At 50.0% G+C, this 16,874-nt stretch carries 13 protein-coding genes; 8 read left to right on the forward strand and 5 right to left on the reverse strand.

The annotated features are described in order from the left end of the window. Positions 1-61 precede the first annotated feature (61 nt). Positions 62-1,906, reverse strand: coding sequence for a TolC family protein (locus P8J86_05290; GenBank protein ID MDG2054104.1), 1,845 nt, complete (start codon positions 1,904-1,906; stop codon positions 62-64). Positions 1,907-1,982: 76 nt separating this feature from the next. Between P8J86_05290 and P8J86_05295 the strand changes: the two genes are divergently transcribed. From P8J86_05295 to P8J86_05325, 7 genes are all read left to right on the forward strand, one after another. Next, positions 1,983-4,751, forward strand: coding sequence for a beta-galactosidase (locus P8J86_05295; protein ID MDG2054105.1), 2,769 nt, complete (start codon positions 1,983-1,985; stop codon positions 4,749-4,751). Between the two features lie 69 nt (positions 4,752-4,820). After that, complete coding sequence (gene upp / locus P8J86_05300) at positions 4,821-5,468, forward strand: uracil phosphoribosyltransferase (GenBank protein ID MDG2054106.1); 648 nt, start codon at positions 4,821-4,823, stop codon at positions 5,466-5,468. A gap of 71 nt (positions 5,469-5,539) precedes the next feature. Beyond that, positions 5,540-6,436 (forward strand): DNA methyltransferase, encoded by an 897-nt coding sequence (locus P8J86_05305; protein ID MDG2054107.1) that lies wholly within the window; start codon positions 5,540-5,542, stop codon positions 6,434-6,436. 462 nt (positions 6,437-6,898) lie between these two features. Beyond that, positions 6,899-7,783 (forward strand): metallophosphoesterase, encoded by an 885-nt coding sequence (locus tag P8J86_05310; GenBank protein ID MDG2054108.1) that lies wholly within the window; start codon positions 6,899-6,901, stop codon positions 7,781-7,783. 1 nt (position 7,784) lies between these two features. Next, positions 7,785-8,456, forward strand: coding sequence for a tRNA (adenosine(37)-N6)-threonylcarbamoyltransferase complex dimerization subunit type 1 TsaB (gene tsaB, locus P8J86_05315; protein ID MDG2054109.1), 672 nt, complete (start codon positions 7,785-7,787; stop codon positions 8,454-8,456). Positions 8,457-8,710: 254 nt separating this feature from the next. Then, entirely contained in the window at positions 8,711-9,304 is a 594-nt protein-coding gene (locus P8J86_05320) for a helix-turn-helix domain-containing protein (GenBank protein ID MDG2054110.1), read from the forward strand. A 76-nt stretch (positions 9,305-9,380) separates the two neighbouring features. Continuing rightward, positions 9,381-10,526, forward strand: coding sequence for a hypothetical protein (locus P8J86_05325; GenBank protein ID MDG2054111.1), 1,146 nt, complete (start codon positions 9,381-9,383; stop codon positions 10,524-10,526). A gap of 16 nt (positions 10,527-10,542) precedes the next feature. On the opposite strand, the gene dnaE is transcribed toward P8J86_05325, so the two are convergent. Next, the gene (dnaE, locus tag P8J86_05330) at positions 10,543-14,346 is read right to left on the reverse strand and encodes a DNA polymerase III subunit alpha (GenBank protein ID MDG2054112.1); all 3,804 of its coding nucleotides are present in this window, start codon (positions 14,344-14,346) and stop codon (positions 10,543-10,545) included. Positions 14,347-14,546: 200 nt separating this feature from the next. Between dnaE and P8J86_05335 the strand changes: the two genes are divergently transcribed. After that, positions 14,547-14,858 (forward strand): hypothetical protein, encoded by a 312-nt coding sequence (locus P8J86_05335; GenBank protein ID MDG2054113.1) that lies wholly within the window; start codon positions 14,547-14,549, stop codon positions 14,856-14,858. Here P8J86_05335 and P8J86_05340 read toward each other — a convergent pair. The 3 genes from P8J86_05340 to P8J86_05350 are packed head-to-tail and all read right to left on the reverse strand — an operon-like array spanning position 14,855 to position 16,796. After that, the gene (locus tag P8J86_05340; protein MDG2054114.1) at positions 14,855-15,757 is read right to left on the reverse strand and encodes an aminotransferase class IV; all 903 of its coding nucleotides are present in this window, start codon (positions 15,755-15,757) and stop codon (positions 14,855-14,857) included. The genes P8J86_05335 and P8J86_05340 overlap by 4 nt on opposite strands. After that, a complete protein-coding gene (locus tag P8J86_05345) occupies positions 15,754-16,218 on the reverse strand; it encodes a hypothetical protein (protein ID MDG2054115.1) in 465 nt (154 codons plus the stop codon). Before P8J86_05345 ends, P8J86_05340 begins: the two co-directional genes overlap by 4 nt. Then, a complete protein-coding gene (locus P8J86_05350; protein MDG2054116.1) occupies positions 16,215-16,796 on the reverse strand; it encodes a PEGA domain-containing protein in 582 nt (193 codons plus the stop codon). Before P8J86_05350 ends, P8J86_05345 begins: the two co-directional genes overlap by 4 nt. Positions 16,797-16,874: the final 78 nt, after the last annotated feature.

A 16,874-nucleotide genomic window follows, 5' to 3' on the forward strand; every position in this document is an offset into this window, starting at 1 on the left:
TGACAAGTAGATATTGGACCTCTGAGGAGACAAAGGGCTTAATAAACCCAACCAAAATACTTTATGGGCCCATTTTACGCGGGTTCTTGGTTCGGGGGCTGGTCTCTGGGACAACAATCATACCCTCTAGGGGGTCGATCGAACCATCTGTCTTGACCCGCAGTTGCCCAGAATCTCGAAGGTATTGCAAGATTGAGACCTCGAGATCTCGTCTTGCTGAGTCACGACCATCACGGGCTCTGCGCAGGTCTTCAATTGCTTTGAGAAGATCCAGGATCGTAATGCGTTCAGGCTGAGCTTCAAGAGATTGAACACCAATCTCGGCGATGACAACATTTTGCTCCTGCAGATCAAGATTGAATCGAGCTACATCAATATCGCGCACACGGTTTCGCGTCTCAATCGCGATGGTATCTCTGAACTGTGAGTACTTCAGGCGGCCTCTTTCAAGACTGACCTGATTTCGTCGCAAACGCAGCCTCTCTATTTTTCTGTTTAGGGGCACTCCATATGAAATTCCAACTTGGAATTCAGGCTCACTAAACTGGTCTTCAAGTGCCTCAGAAGTCAGCTCACCTTGTGAGTTAAAGGATGCCAGGCCGGTCAGGTTCAGATCTCCAAGAATCTGATTCCTTGCGTTTTCGACATCACGGACAAGATCAGCAAGCTTGTTGCGTTCGGTTTGTAAATCGAGCCTTAAAGCCATTGCAGATGTGACTGCAGAAGTCATATCGGAGTTCGGCGGTGTCAGGCCAATAACCGAGGTGATGATGACCAGTGGCTCCTCAACGGGGTAGTTTATCTTTACCTTAAACTTATCGATGGCGAGCTGCAGCGCCTCTCGATTCCGGTTGTATGTATCGATCGATTGAAGCACCGCATTTTCTGCGAGCGTGACATCATAAAGTCTCTTGCGGCCAGCTTCGTACAAAGCTCGTTCTTGAGTTGCGACTCGTTCAAGTTGTGCGATTGCCCTTTGCCGGTTCGTCAAGAGTTGTTGTTGCACGACAAGATCAAGGTAATCACTGGAAATGGTTACCAGAAACGCTCTGCGGAATGTTTCAAAGGCACGTGCAGCGTAGACCACGTTTCGCTGTTGCTGTATGAGTTCACGCTGTGCGTACAGACCGGCGCCACGAAGTAGTGGTATCTCTGCTCTGAGATAAAGCTCGGGCGTTGCATAATTACTATCGTTGACTCTCTTATGCAGATCTTCACTCGCCTCAGCAAGAACTTCGGCTGCAATTGATCCTCCATACGGAAGAAGTTGTGAGACTCTGAACTCATTGACGAGATTCAGTGAGGTGTCGTAGAAGCCGCCATCACTGTTGCTGTTTAATGTAGATCGAAGCGTGTCAAAGAACTGTGGATCCCAACGATGCATCTCTATCAAAAGATCAAGGCATGCGATGAGATAATCTTCTTGGCTGTACGCGTATTCTCGACTGTTGCGGGTGGCGTACTGAAGTGCTGCTTGGAGATCAAAGCGAGCAGCGTCGGGTGGAATGGCGTAGACCGCCTGCAACCTGTCTGAAACGGCCTGCGCATCAGCGGCAGCGGTTGGCACGTAAATCAGTTCGTTGGCGCTCGGGTTGTTTGTATCTGGTGTTCGATCGTAGATGTCCTGCGCTTCTAGCCAACTAGATTCATTGGGTGGCGGGACGGTGATGACGGGCTTGGCATTCGGTGGGGTCATCTGTGCAGAGTGCTCAGCCACCAGTTGATCAACTTGTTGGTCAATTTGTGCCAAAGGCGCTTGGCATCCAAATGGTATGAGTCCGAATAAAAGGATGCCCAATGTGCCGAAAGTAATGCCTCTGGCACTGGTTATGGCGCGTTGGGGCAGATTCAGCTGGTTCGTATTGCCTAGCTGGATCAAATCAAGGTTGGGTAATTGCAAACTCATGAGGCTCACCATCGTATAAAGAGGGCCTCAGCGTGTGAAACCCGGGCCCCCTGATGGCCCAAATAAGGGATGTTTTATGGCCGTTTTTAGTACAAGTGGGCAAAGTTTCTCGGTTGATGGACGCAGATTGTGGTTGGTGGGGGCTCAACTGGACTACGCTCGCATACCAGCCAGTGCGTGGGCAGAGCGGTTGCACATCATCAAAGAGGCGGGGTTTAACACGATTCAGACCGCCAGCCCTTGGCTGTTACACGAGCCGAGAAAAGGTAAATTTAACTTCAAGGACTCAGCGGATGTTGGGCACTTCTGTTCGCTGGCAGCAGAATGTGGGCTCAACGTCTTGTTGCAAGTGGGACCATCTGTTGGCCGCAGTTTTGACGGCGGTGGTTTGCCTTATTGGCTCACGCTTGAAGACGATGTTCTGTTGCGCAGTGGCACCGGCCTTTTTATGCAACACGCCACGAAATATCTCAGCCGCTTAATCTCACAGATTTTAGATCTGCAGATGACGAAAGGTGGCCCCATTGTTGCCATGCAAATTGAAAATGCGTGGGAATGTTCGAATGAGGAAGAGTCGACTCGGTACATAGGTGAGCTTTCTCGGTTCTTACGTGAAAGTGGTATCACGATTCCCTTTACCAATGCCAACGATCTGTGGGCGCCCGATCATGGGTCGGTGCACACTTGGCGAAGCCAAGGGCAACAACTTAGTGACTTGCGACAACTTCGTATGTTGCAACCAGAGGCGCCAAGACTCGTAAGCTCGTTGCCTTTGGCTAACACTGCACTCTTGACTGAATCAACAGAAGTAAAATCTGGTGGTTTAGAGATGCAGCGGCAGATTGCGGAAGTCCTTGCTGCTGGAGGCCAGTTTGTCCTTGACAATGTTAATGGTGGGACTAATTTTGGCTTTCTCGCAGGAAGGCTTGCAGGCGGCGAAGATCGATTTGTTGCAACCGCAGCGGTAGATGGGCCGTTGGTTGGTGAAGCGGGTATCCCAACCGAAGGGTTGTCTATCATTCGGCGAATCACGACGTTCTCATCGAGTTTCGGGCATGTGTTCAGTCATCTTGATCCCAACTTTCAGCCAGTGGTTAGCACTGTCCGAGTAAAACCAAATCAGTATTCAAAGAAGAACGGGAGCGTGTCCTCGGTTGTTACGCAAACCGGTGGCAGCGGTTCAGTTGTGTTTGCATTCGCCGATGGCCTCAAAGCAAAGAGTCAACTCCTTTTACCTGATGGCATTGAGATACCAATTGATTTAGGTGATCAACTCGTTGGTTGGTATCTACTTGACGTTGATCTGTGTGGAGCGGGTCGATTAGATTATGGAAACGTCTGTCCATTGACGGTCGTTGATCGAAAGGTCGCCGTGTTTTTTGGTGCGGCTGGATCTGCTGCACACCTGTCTATTAACGGCCGACCACTACAGGCGGTTGTACCCAAAGGCAAAGAACCATTGGTTATCGATCACGAAGGTGTCACGGTCGTCTTGTGCAATCAGAAACAAGTCGATGCCTGTTTGACTCATGGGGAAAAACTGTATTACGGCGCCTCATGGACCAGCCTTGATGGAACGCCTTACTTAGCAGATGAGTGCAAAGAAGTAAGGGTGTTGTCTAGCCAAGAGTCAACCGTGCTACCAGGGCAACGTCAAAACAAAAGAGCTTCTCGATCAATTAAAGCAAAGAACTGGCTGGCTTGTTCACAAGACGAATTAGTCAGCGGAACATCCCCACGATTCGCATCTCTTGACGGGCCAAGCTCTCTGATGTCATGTGGTTCCCCTGAGGGTTATGGCTGGTATCGCATTGAGCTACGTAGTAAGACGGACCAAAAGAAAAAGTGCTTGCTTCCTCTAGGAGGCGATCGGCTTGCCTGGTACCTGGATGGATCGTTTCATCACATCAGCGGTGTTGGTCCTGGCGCTCTTGAGGGCCAATTTGATCTGAAACTCTCTGCGGGCAAGCACACACTGGTTGTGTTGGCGGACAATCTAGGCCGACTCGATAGCGGGAGTGATTTGCATGAGGTCAAGGGTGTTGGCAGTGAGCTCTATGAAGTTAAGAATTTGGCTGGTGTGAAACACCGCACAATAGAGGCGGATCCTATAAGTCCATTCGCGATGCAGCCAAATGTTTTTGGGCTTGGTGGCGGGGAACAAAGTCAGCCCACGCAGTTCACTTGGACAATTGATCATGCCAAGAAATCGCCGTTGATTTTGGATATTAGAGACTGCTCCATTGCGGGTTGTTTCTTACTGAACGATGAGCCACTGATCTACTATTCAGGTGAGCGAGGCATCAAAAATAAGCGGGTTGTCATATCGCTAGAGCGCACAGATATTATGAAGCGTGGCAAAAATACACTTCGCTTTGCACCAAATCCCGGTCAAGAACATCCAGAGCAGATTGTTAAGGCATTACGTATTCTTGAGTGTGTTAACACAATAAGTAATGTGAGTTGGGGATTCGCAAGGTGGGAGAAGCCCTCTACTAAATCTTTCGATGAGGTGAGCACAAAGGAAGCGAAAGAAAAGAAAGGCACACCTTGTTGGTGGCGCACTGAATTTGATGGAGCTTCGATCTCTCGATCTTCGCAGCCACTTTGGTGCGATGTCAGCAGTATGAGTAAAGGCCAACTTTACTTTAATGGGAATAATGTGGGGCGATACTTCAATGCAACGGCAGACGGGGACAACACCAAAGGCCAAGGCCTCTTAAGCATTCCTGAATCGTGGGTGCTTCCAGAAGCGCCAAATGAAATCGTCCTGTTTGATGAGCATGGCTTCTCGCCGTTCGATGTCAATATGGTGAGGCGCGATTTAGGCAGTCGAGATACCTGATAGATATCTGGTCTGACGGCCACAGAGCGGTGATAAAGCCAGCATCGCTTTGGAGGTTAGACTGTGCTTATGTCCAACAGTCATCCAGAGCATCCCAACTTACGTGTCGTAGAGCATCCACTGATTTCGGTGAAACTGGGACGCTTACGTGACAAGCGCACGTCTTCAGATGACTTTCGCAGACTCCTGGATCAGATCGCAGGACTGATGGTCTACTCTGTGAGCGAAGGGCTTGAAACATCGTCAGTAGAAATTGAAACGCCACTTGAAGTCACGCAAGGGAAGATACTAAGTAAGCCCGTGACACTTGTGCCCATTCTGCGGGCCGGAATTGGTATGACCGATGGTATTTTGGCGCTCATGCCAGAGGCTCGTGTTGGCCATATAGGTGTGTATCGTGATGAGGAGCGACATACACCAGTCGCGTATTACGAGAAGTTCCCGGGCGATATATCCGCTGGACCCGTACTCATCGTTGATCCAATGTTAGCGACAGGTGGATCTGCAACATATGTGGCAAGTCGTTTACGCAAAGCGGGCTGCAAGCAAATAGGTATGGTCTGTCTTGTTGCTGCTCCGGAAGGTGTGGCGGTGATGGCAGCTGAACACCCAGAGGTCACAATATTTACAGCAAGCTTAGACCGCGAGCTCAGTGATCGAGCTTATATTCTGCCCGGCTTAGGCGATGCAGGAGATCGGATCTTTGGCACCCAATAATGTTTGGGGTTCGGGGCAACTTGTCCCTCAACGACCGGTGTGAACAAGGTGATGTAAGGTCTTAGTCGCATATGTCAGATAGCAACGCCTCACAATCCTCAATGCCACTTAATGATGATCCAAAACGGGATGTCGCGGCTGTTTATGAAGCCTCTCAGCCAGAGACACAGGCCTACATTGGCGACTGTCGAAATGTGCTGCGTTCTCTTCCCGAGCGGGGTCAGGTAGATCTCATATTTGCTGATCCACCTTTCAACTGGTCAGTTGCCTATGAACAATGGGATGACTCTATGCCGCGCGAGGATTACGAAGACTTCACGAGAGAATGGCTTGATGGTTGTCTTGAAGTGCTTGCGCCAAATGGATCAATCTGGGTCAATATTCCAGATGACTCAGCGGCGGAAATTGTCATGCACCTTAAGCAACGCGGCATGCACATGATCAATTGGTGTATCTGGCACTTCCGATTTGGGCAGCACCGTGAGGGCGGATTTATTAATAGTAAGGTGCACGCACTCTATTTTTCCAAGGATCGCAAGAAACGTACTTGGAATGGAGACGCTGTTTTGGAGCAGTCTGATCGCGCAGCCATTTATGGCGATAAGCGAACCATGGCTAAAACAAAGAACCAGGGCATGCGTGTTCCAATGGATGTGTGGTACGGAAAGTATTGGGGGCGCATCCAAGGCAATAATAAGGAACGGCGACCTCAGCATCAGAACCAAATACCTGAGGTCTATCTAGAACGGGTGATTCTCGCTTGTAGCAATCCGGGCGATCTTGTACTGGACCCATTTCTCGGTAGTGGCACCACGCTTACGGTGGCTCGAGCACATGGACGCAGGTCGATTGGTATTGAGTACTCCCCTGAAACAGCCAGCAGTGCATGGCAGAGAATTACAGAAATCGGCATGCTTAGAAAAGATATTGCTCTCGGCCAATCAACAGCAATCTTTGAACGTCGCTAACCACAAGTGTTTAGGGATCGTTTGGCATCAAGCCCACAAAGAAGAAGTGCGTTTTCGCATAGCTTCATTTGCATTAGCCTTCTCATGAGTCAATATTCAGTAGATATGGTCGGGAACTTAAGACCTGCTTGCTAATGATGTGGTTTCTCAAAGACGAGAAAGAATGACTGAAGAAGGATCACTTTCTTCGTTCGCTGTTTTCTCGTCATGAGAAAAGAGAGGGAGTTGATTTACCAAGCAGCTCTGGACAGGTTTTCGCTCATGGGCCAGGGAGTTTCTTTTTGGAATTGTTGCTGCTTGTATTGGGGCCGGCTAAGGAGGGGAGACCCAGGTGATACCTGCCTGAGCCGCTTGTGGCGAAGGGAAAGACGACGATTTCTGTGTTCCTGAGACGACCTGAGACCAATGATGATGAGGCACTGATGCAACGCACAGTGCCTCATCACCGTATCCTCTTAGGTAGTGAACAAGTCAATCAATCTTCAAGATCACCAGCAGGTCGCGGAATTGTTCGACCGCAGTGCGTGTGTTATCGAATCATCCCCATATAGGCGTGGTTCAACATTACGTCTTCCCGCAAATGGGCAATTGGTTGTGACCGGTGATTTACACGGGAATACACCACATCTCGACGCGCTGGTCAAACTCGCAAGTTTAGACGCCTCACCCAACAATCACCTCCTGCTGCAAGAAGTGATTCATGGACAACCCTTGGTTAATAATGTGGATCTCAGTCACCGTGCCTTAGCGAAGGTTGCCGAACTTGTAGCAACATGGCCAGGACAAGTGCATCTGATTCTTGCAAATCACGAGTTATCTCAGTTAATGGCCACATCTGTCGGCCGCGGCTCGGGCAATAACGTTGAACAATTCAACGATGGTCTTATGTTCGTATATGGCGATGCTTGGGTAAACGTTGCCGATGCAATAGGCAGATTTATAGAATCACTTCCATTAGTCCTACTTACAGATAAAGGTGTTTGGTGCAGCCACTCATTGCCACCGGCACGTGTCATAGAACGCTTCGACTTCTCTGTATTAGAGAGGCCGATGACAATGATAGATCGCACCGGCCCAGGAGGGGCAGCCTATCAAATGGTTTGGGGACGTACTCAGAGTGAAGCTCAAATTGAAATGATGCGAGAACGTTTTGGTGTTGAGCTGCTCTGTATTGGCCACGCTAAAGTGGACTCTGGTGCCGAAGCAGTTGGAGAGCACTTACTCATGCTCAACTCTGATCATGCCCAAGGCGCGGCTGTTGTGATTGATTTGTCAGATGTTCCCAGTGCATCAAAAGCCGTGATGCAATCAATTCAAATTGCTTCACTGATAGACCGAGGCTATTGAAATGATGCAAACCATGTTAGCTATTGAGTGTTCCCAAAGATCAGCTTCTGTAGCAATAACAACTGGAGGTGGGCCACCCACGGTGGAGAAGGTTTGCAGCGATCGTCGAAGTGATGATGATCTTCTTCCAGCAATTGCTCGTCTCTTATCTGGTTTAAAAATGCAGCCCTCAGACCTGACTTCAGTGGCGGTTTCGATTGGTCCCGGAGGCTTTACTGGATTGCGGATTTCGATCGCTGCAGCCAAGATGCTTGGTGTCTCACTTGGCGTTAAATTAATAGGCGTCCCTTCGGCGCTGGTTGCAGCCCAGTCTATTAAGAGCAATGGGCCGATCCTCGTTGCATTGGCATGTAAAGGAGAGACTCTCTGGGCAACGACACTTCAAACCCAAGATGGAATGTGGGTTTGCCGTGAGCCTGGGGGCCTCGTCTCTATTGACTCGTTCGTACTTAACGGGATGCAATACCTCGTTGCAGACGCGTATCTTCCAGAGGCCATTCGAAACCAGGCTGCAGCCCAAGGCGTTGAAGTGTTGGAGCCGAAGTTCGATGCGGCGAGTTGTTTGCTAGTGGGACAGCAGATGTTGAGCCAGGATCAGTATCTGACACCTGATCAGTTGCAGCCGCTCTACCCAAGAGAGCCAGAAGCCGTTCGACTATTCAATCAACGTTGAGTAGGTGACTCGCTCTGGTTTCCGTTGGCAAGTCCAATAACAACACTGTTTTTTGCTCCGTATCTTGGGGGGTTCCAATCATTCCGTCTGTGCGTGCAAGCAGATCCCGCCTCAACCTGAAGTGAGGCCCACTATTCCCCGATCGGTAGGTCAGGCAAGTTAGGCAAACTGTATTCAATGCGGCAACTCTGCTGTTCTGTATCAGTCGGGTCTTATGCCGACTTCGTAGAGTCGTCGATTCAAGGAGCAATGAAATGAGTCGTGTGGATGTTTCTGGGGATGGGTTAGCCAAAAAGGTTTTCACAACAGGTGAAGTGGCGGGTATTTGTAATCTCTCACAACAAACAATTATCCGCTGTTTTGACAACGGGCGGCTTGGCGGCTTTCGCGTTCCGGGCTCTCGTTTCCGCAGAATTCCAAGAGCCGATCTTGTCAATTTTATGCAAGAAAACGGCATTCCAACCACCATGCTGTTAGATCAAGGCAGACGAGTCTTGGTGGTTGAACCCGACTCAAACGAGGTGGGACCCGTTGTAACCGCATTAACGAATGAGGCCGGACTCGAAGTTCAAGCAGTCAACTCTGAGTTTGATGCTGGCGTTATGAGCCAACAATTCCAGCCTCACATCGTTGTTCTTGGTGGCTCCATCAAGGTTGGAGACGCGGTAGAGCTCTGTGGGCGGATCAAATCTTCATCAAGTTGTGAGGATCCCAAAGTTCTAGTAATGAGCAAGGTGCTACCGAACGATGTGAAAGAAAGTGGGAAATGTGGAGTTGATGGTTTTATACAGACTCCATTTAGCACGGAAAGACTCATCATCTGTGTTAATGAGCTTCTAGGTGATTGATAGCGTTCGTGCAATGTGTCGAGTTGGTGGCAAGGTTAGAGAAATACAAAGTTCTGAAGCCGGGGAGGACCGGAATATGCAGTCTCTTGATAATGAAATCTCACGCGTCTTAAGGGAATCTGAGCCCCCAGCAGGGCCAGGATCAATTCTTGTTTATGGTTGTTCGCAAAGCGACTTGGAAGCGATGCGCGGCCTACTGCAGGATAGCCCTCATCGCTGCGTTCATACATCATCAGATCATGAGGCGCAGCAGCTTCTTGAAGCAGATGAGTTTGAATTATTGCTTTATGCACCAAGTGGTACCAAAGAGAAAGATCTAGACTTCCTTGGGGTTGCCAAGAAACTTGCGCCTGCGACAAAGATCATTGTGATGACTTCAAAGTCGAACTGGAGCCTTGTTGTCAATGCAACACGTATGGGTGCAATTGATGTGCTGTTCCACGAGGCTGAAAAGAATGATGTCTTCGATTGTGTTGAAAAAGCACTTATAAAGACGCGTCGCGAGCGGCAACGAGAACAGAGTCTTTCGCGACTTCGAAGCGTTTGCCGTGAGCTTCAAGCTGCTCGCCATGAAGTTGCTGAGCAAGTTGAAGGTCTCTGTCAAGAGCTTGCAGCAGCATATGCGAATGTTGATCAGCAAGTACAAGACGCCGTCACAGCTTCGGAATATCGAACACTTCTGCGTCAGGATCTTGATGTTGAAGAAGCCCTTCGAACAACATTGTCTTATCTCATATCAAAGATTGGGCCAACCAACGGCGCGGTTTTTCTGCCTGAAGGCGATGGCCATTATGGCCTGGGCGCTTACGCCAATCTGGACTGTCCTCGCGAAAGCGCAGATTCGCTTCTTCAAGCTTATGCAGAAGTCATCTGCCCGAAACTCGCAAAGGAAGAGGATATTGTTCTCTTTGAGGATGCCGAGGAGCTGCTTGAAGGGCTCAAGATCAAGGAGCGGGCTCTGTTTGAATCGCAGTTTATGGCCTTCTCTTGTCGTACTCGACAGGGATGCATGGCTGTTGTCATTCTCTTCCGAAGTAGAGAAACACCATTTGACCCCGAACTATCTGGCACGTTGGAGTTGATTCGCGAAATCTTTGCGAACCATCTGGAGCGTATTGTGCGTGTTCATCACCGTGGTTCAGAATGGCCCGAGCAAGCGAAAAGCGATGAAATTGACTTCGATAATGAGCAAGAGGGTTGGCAAGGTGGAATGGCGGCTTAAAGAGAAGTCACAGGCGCTATGAAGAGCGCGTGTGGCGACCAGCGACCGCACGCACATTCTCATGGCCAATGATGCCACCAATACTTCGTATGAGCGACTCGTCAGCGACAGCGCGCATGCTATCTGAGCGAAGTACGACATGTTGCCCTTCGGCTTCAATTTTAAGGAACACGTCAACCGGCGAACCTTCCCGGTGGCCATTGGATCGCTTAATCAAGTCAGCGACTGATCGCATTGATCTTTCCAAGACATCGGAATCCGCGGCTGAGATGAAATCAATTTCAATATGCTGCGTCAGATAGAGCGGCGCCCGCTCGATGGGGTACACGTGATCAACAATGACTTGTGGCTCTCCCCTCTCCAGATCAACCTTACCCTGAAGAACAAGTAGGGCATCAACCTGAAGTAGTTCACCAAAGTCTCGGTATGGTGCAGAGAAGACGACGCCCTCACAAAGGCCAACTTTATCTTGAATGCCCAGGATGGCCATCTTCTGGCCCGCGCTACGCCCACTTTTTGTGACAAGTGTGCGGACGCGTGTCAGCATGCCAGCAATGGTAATTGGCTCTCCATTTTGCAATGATGCCAAGTCACTCGTTGCAGCATTGCAATAGTGTTCAATGGTGGTCTTGTAGATATCAAGAGGATGTCCAGATAGGTGAAATCCGAGGAACTCCCGTTCATATCCAAGCGCTTCAATGCGTGTCCATGGCTGTACATCGGGAAGGGGGCGTTCATCAGCATTTGGATCTTCGGCCCCTTCATCGCCCCCGCCGAAAATTGACATCTGACCATTCCGACGATCAGCGGCGGCTTCTTGTCCGGCTGAGACCGCATCGTCCAGCGCTGCCAACATGGCGGCGCGCGTTTCTGTCCCATGAATTGAGTCGAGGCAGCCCGCTTTTATCATTGCCTCAATCGTTGATTTGGTCACCACGCGTGGATCTGCGCGTGTACACAAGTCAAAGAGTGATTGATATGAACCGTGCGCTGCTCGTTCTTTGATAATGTGATTGATTGCAGCTGCGCCAACATTCTTGATCGCGCCAATACCAAAACGTACACGACCGTGAAGGTGATCTCTTGGCTCACCTTCCTCGAATGTAACAGCAAATCGGGCAAGAGATTGATTAAGGTCTGGGGGCAACACCATGACACCGATATGTGGCTTCTCTTTGGTGTGATCGGGGAATTGTGTGTGTTTGCATTCTTCAAGGTAAGGCGCCCAATCTTCGGTTTTCCTTGCGGCGCTTTCGAAGGTCAGTAAGGCAGCCATATATTGGCTTGGGAAATAAGTCTTCAAGAAAGCAGTTTGATATGCAATGATCGCGTAACTTGTTGAGTGCGATTTATTGAATCCATAGCCGGCGAACTTAAGAATGAGATCAAAGAGGTCACCGGAGGACTTTGGCTCTAGACCTTTTTCCTTCGCCCCATTGATAAACTTTGCTCGCTCAGCATCAATCGTGGCATGTTTCTTTTTACTGATTGCCTTAATAACGGTGTAAGCAGCACGCAGTGGTACGCCACCGAGTTCATGTAGGATCTGCATAACCTGCTCTTGGTAGACCATGATCCCGTATGTTTCAGCTGTAAATTTGTCGACGATCTCATGGATTGTGGGGACTTTTTGTTTCCCATGTTTGCGATTGCAATAGTCAGGGATCAAGTCCATTGGACCTGGACGGTAAAGCGCATTGGCTGCAATAAGATCTTCGAAGCGGTCTGGCTTCATTTCTTGAAGGAGGCGCCGCATTCCACCAGACTCAAATTGAAATACGCCACTGGTATCACCACGCCTGAATACATCTAAGACGCGATGATCTTCAAAACTCATGTGATCAAAGTCCAGCGGATGGGGACCCTTGCGATCTGTGCGACCGGTGGCTTGCCAGATAATGTCATCGGCCAGCTCTTCACGAATCAGTGACTTGGCTCGTTCAATTGTTGAAAGTGTGCGCAGCCCCAAGAAATCCATCTTGAGCAGGCCCATATGCTCACAGGTTGGCCCATCCCACTGGGTGACGGCGTCTTCAGATCCAGAGGCGCGGCAAAGCGGAACAATCGTCTCCAATGGCTGCGTTGCAATCACCACACCTGCAGCATGTATGCCAGCATGGCGCGCATGATTTTCCAACTGCTGAGCGGTATCTAGGATCCCTCTTGCGCTGGGATTCGATTCATACTCAGTCTTAAGATCGGGCGATTTTTTGATCGCTTGATCAAGCGTAATGTTGAGTTCATTGGGGACAAGATTTGCGAGCCTCTGCCCATCGGCGGGAAGCCATCCTGAAACGCGTGCTACATCCTTAAGCGCGGCGCGTGCTTTGAGGCGACCAAAAGTGATGATCTGGGCAACATGCCCATACTTCTTTCGCACATAGTCAATGACCGCCGCCCGCCCATCTTGGCAGATGTCAATGTCGATGTCGGGGTACTCGGTACGGTCTGGATCTGTGAAACGTTCAAACAGCAAGCCATACTGAACAGGGCAAGCATTTGAGAGTGCCAAGGTATAACCAATCATGGTGCCTACGCCTGAGCCACGAGCAGAGGCAGGTATGCCCTGTTGTCTTGCCCAGTTCACAAAATCCCAGCAGATCAAAAAGTAGGCGCTGATACCCTTGTCGGAAAGAACTTTTAACTCACGGTCAAACCGTTCACGGATCTCGGGTGTGATGCCTTCGGCACCATACCGCCAGATGAGCCCCGCTTCTCCAAGATTGCGAAGCGCAAGATCACAAGCATCGCGCACGTCTTGTTCGCTGTCTGCATTCGCGTGGTTGCCATCGAAGGGCTTGAGTTCAAACTTTCGGCAGTAAGCGTTATACCACTCTGTCAGGTCTCCCCCAGAATACTCCGGTGGTTTGGCTGGGCCATCGACTCGAACAATCGGTGCATGGTTCGCTTCAAAATCGATATCAACATTACATCGACGGGCGATCGACACAGTATTGTCCATCGCTTCAGGTAGATCTTTGAAGACCTTGCGCATCTCTTGGGGTGTTTTGACGTACAGCTCACGCGAGTACCTGATACGACTGGTGTCACTCTTCATCTTTCCCATGGCGATGCAGCAGAGACTGTCGTGCATGTCGTAGTCTTCTCTGGTGAGATAGTGCGCATCGTTGTCACCAATCACTGGAAGGTTGAGCTCTTTAGCGAGTTGGATCAAAAGCGGATTGATGAGGTCTTGTTCACCGACCTCCGTTCTCTGCACTTCAACAAAGAAGCGAGGTTCGCCGGTTTTTGTGGGTGCGAAAGTCGCAGCATGCCACTTGGCCTCTTCGATCGCACTATCCCAATGATGAGTTTGCCCTGTTGTTGCAAACTTCAAGAGATGGTACGCCAGTGAGCTACCTAGATGACCATTGATTGCAATGATTCCCTCATTCAAACTCTCGAGGGTTGAGTGGTCCATGCGCGGCTTGTAATAGAACCCATTGAGAAATGCGTCGGAGGACAAACGCATGAGGTTCTTCCAGCCAGTGTTATTTTCTGCAAGTAGCACAAGGTGGAAGCCACCATCTGCGATTCCACCAGGGCTACGATCGGTTCGGCTGCCAACTGCGACGTATGCTTCGATGCCCATAATTGGCCGAAGCCCTCTTTCGCGCGCCTTCTGATAAAACTCGATCGCGCCATGGAGGTTGCCATGATCAGTCAAAGCCACCGCATCCATTCCTGACTTCTTAACATGATCCAAAAGTCGTGAGATACGGTTGCCGCCATCTAACAGTGAGTACTCACTGTGAAGGTGGAGGTGTACAAAGCCTGATTCGACTGATTGCGGGGAAGCAGGATTTTTTTCCGACGGCATAAGCGGCCCCAATGGCATATCAAGTTGGAATAGCGGCTATCGCGGTGGCCGCCCGGAACCAACATAGTATCTCTCAAAAGTTGAGTTTCGGGCTTTTTGTCACGAGTAGACAAGCGATTCAGAACCTATCAAGGCATCTTAAGAACTGAAATATCAGCCCTAGCGAACGTGTACTGAGTATTCCTCGTAGAATCACCACCATGGCCGACACCAATAGAGTACGCCCGACGGCAGCGGAATCGACCGCACGCGTCTTCCAGGTCTATCGCACAGCCGCCCAGCAACCCAATCTGGCGCTTCGCGTCGCGTTACTGGTCTTTTTGGTTGTGATTGGGCTGCCTATTTTAGCCCTATTGCTATTTGCGATATTCGCAGCAGCTTTGGTTTTCATGCTGCTGAGCTTGGTGACGATTTGTATCAATGGCACCAAGCGGATGTTCTCAGGCAGTGCCGACGGCCGGGAGAATGTAAGAGTTATCAATCGATCTTCGGGTGATCAGACGGGCTCTTAATCTGCATTCTCCAGAGCCCCGCCAGAATCAAGAAACGCTACCCAGCGATCGCGTAGCTGTTTCGTGACTGTGCCAACAAGGCCATCTGAGATTGGTTCTTTTTCAACGCCAACCAACGGCAAGATGCCCCAACTTGAATTGGTTAAGAACACTTCATCGGCATCAAGCATGTCATCAATATCAAGCATCTTTCGATTGGTGCCAATTCCAGCAATATCTGCTTGATCAATGACAAACTGCCGGACAGTTCCTGGGAGCACAGGGCTTGGCAATGCCCCGCCCTCTTCTTCACCATGAGCAATAGGGGTTAATAGAGAACCATTACTGACCACGAAGATATTGCTTACGGAACCGCTGCACAAATGGTTAGATACAGAGAACCAAAGCGCCTCGCCCGCCCCACTGGTACCTGCCTGCTGGAGCGCTCGGATGCGTGACCAGTAGTTTAGGGTTTTATGCCCAGCATGAGGATCTAATGGGTTCAGCCGTCCATCGGCAATGCAGGCGATGATGCCTTTGTCAAAGAACTCGTCGGGATATCGAGTTGGTGGCTGCGACACGATAAAAATGTTGGGATGACGCGGCGCATTGTTATACGCTTGAAGTCCGGGAAGATCCCCACCAGTTAACGTAAGCCGAAGTCTTGCGTCTTCAAGTTCGTTGGCAGTCAATAGCTGCATTAATGCCTCACAGAGGGCCTCGACATTGAGCGATTCTGTGAGTTGTAGCTCAAGCGCAGAGTTGCGGAGGCGTTCCATATGCGGGCGCATCTGTAGGATCTCTCCGCGACTCGCGCGCATTGTCTCAAAGAGACCGACACCATGTTGAGTGCCTGCATCTAAGACGGAGATGCGGGCATCGGCCGCATCCATCATGCTTCCATTAAGCCAAATCTTCATTCGCGCCCTGAACCAACGTCTTCATAGCCAACGATCCTTGGAATACCCTGTCCTTCATTGAGTTCGAGTGTAAGCATCATCCGTGGTTCTCCGTCAATAAAGATCATGGCGGAGTGTGAGCCAGCAAAACCAGCGTTGTTATTGGAGAGTGCGATATCAACCTCAATGGCGTCTTGAATATCGCCCCAATCTTGTACCATTCCGGACAAGGCATCCTGAAGTTCTTGGCGAATTGGATCAGCGGCGCCCATGAGGGCTGGCGAGTTGGTATTGCCCTGGGCGACTTCATTGCAGAGTCCATAAACGAATTGCCTGAGATGTGTCGTATTACTCTTCTCGGTATTCCATCCCCACACAAAGATGACAAGGGCGATGACGAGAATGACACATGCATAGCCCCATCGCCGAGCGTCATACTGGCGTGGCGGTCGATTTGCACCTAACAATCCACCTTGATTCACGGTGTGGTCTCCTCGGCACCATTATCTTGAGCCGGTTGAATCGCTTCTCCATCTGGCTCAGCTAAATCAATCATCTGCAATCCTGCAGGTGGTTGATCTTCTTTGTGGATATCCGAGATCGGCTTAGCGGGATCTGTTGCCTCTTCAGATAAAGCTTCTTGGAAAGAGTTTCTCAGTTCTTCAGCACGCTTGAGCAGCGCATCTGCATCGTTGTCTTCTGTCTCTAGCTCATAATGCCAGTCTGTTTCACTCGTGAGATTGACTGGTAGTAACTCAGCGATAAAGTCTGGCCCCGGCAGATCCCAAAGTGGTCCGGGAGCATCGCCAGATGTCGAAAGAGGCTCATACCCCTTCTTAAGCAGTCGGACGTCGTAAGTGCCGTAGTAAGTAATATCAACATCAACTGGCGTACGCCCGACTTCACGATCATTGAGATAGACCAAGGCGCCGGGCGGCGATGAAGTGATATTGAGCTTGCGACGAACGCAGCCAAGCGTTGAGAAGCAAGCCCCTATGACAAAGGTGCAAACGATTGTCTGAAGGCAAGCTTTGGATAACAGTCGATCAATACAATTCATTGTGATTATTCTAACCAGGCTCATTGTTTTCTGAGAAGTGTCATTGATCTCAGTAGGAAAATAGAGTCTTTCGTATTG

The sequence above is a fragment of the Phycisphaerales bacterium genome (assembly GCA_029268515.1).
Lineage (GTDB): Bacteria > Planctomycetota > Phycisphaerae > Phycisphaerales > SM1A02 > JAQWNP01.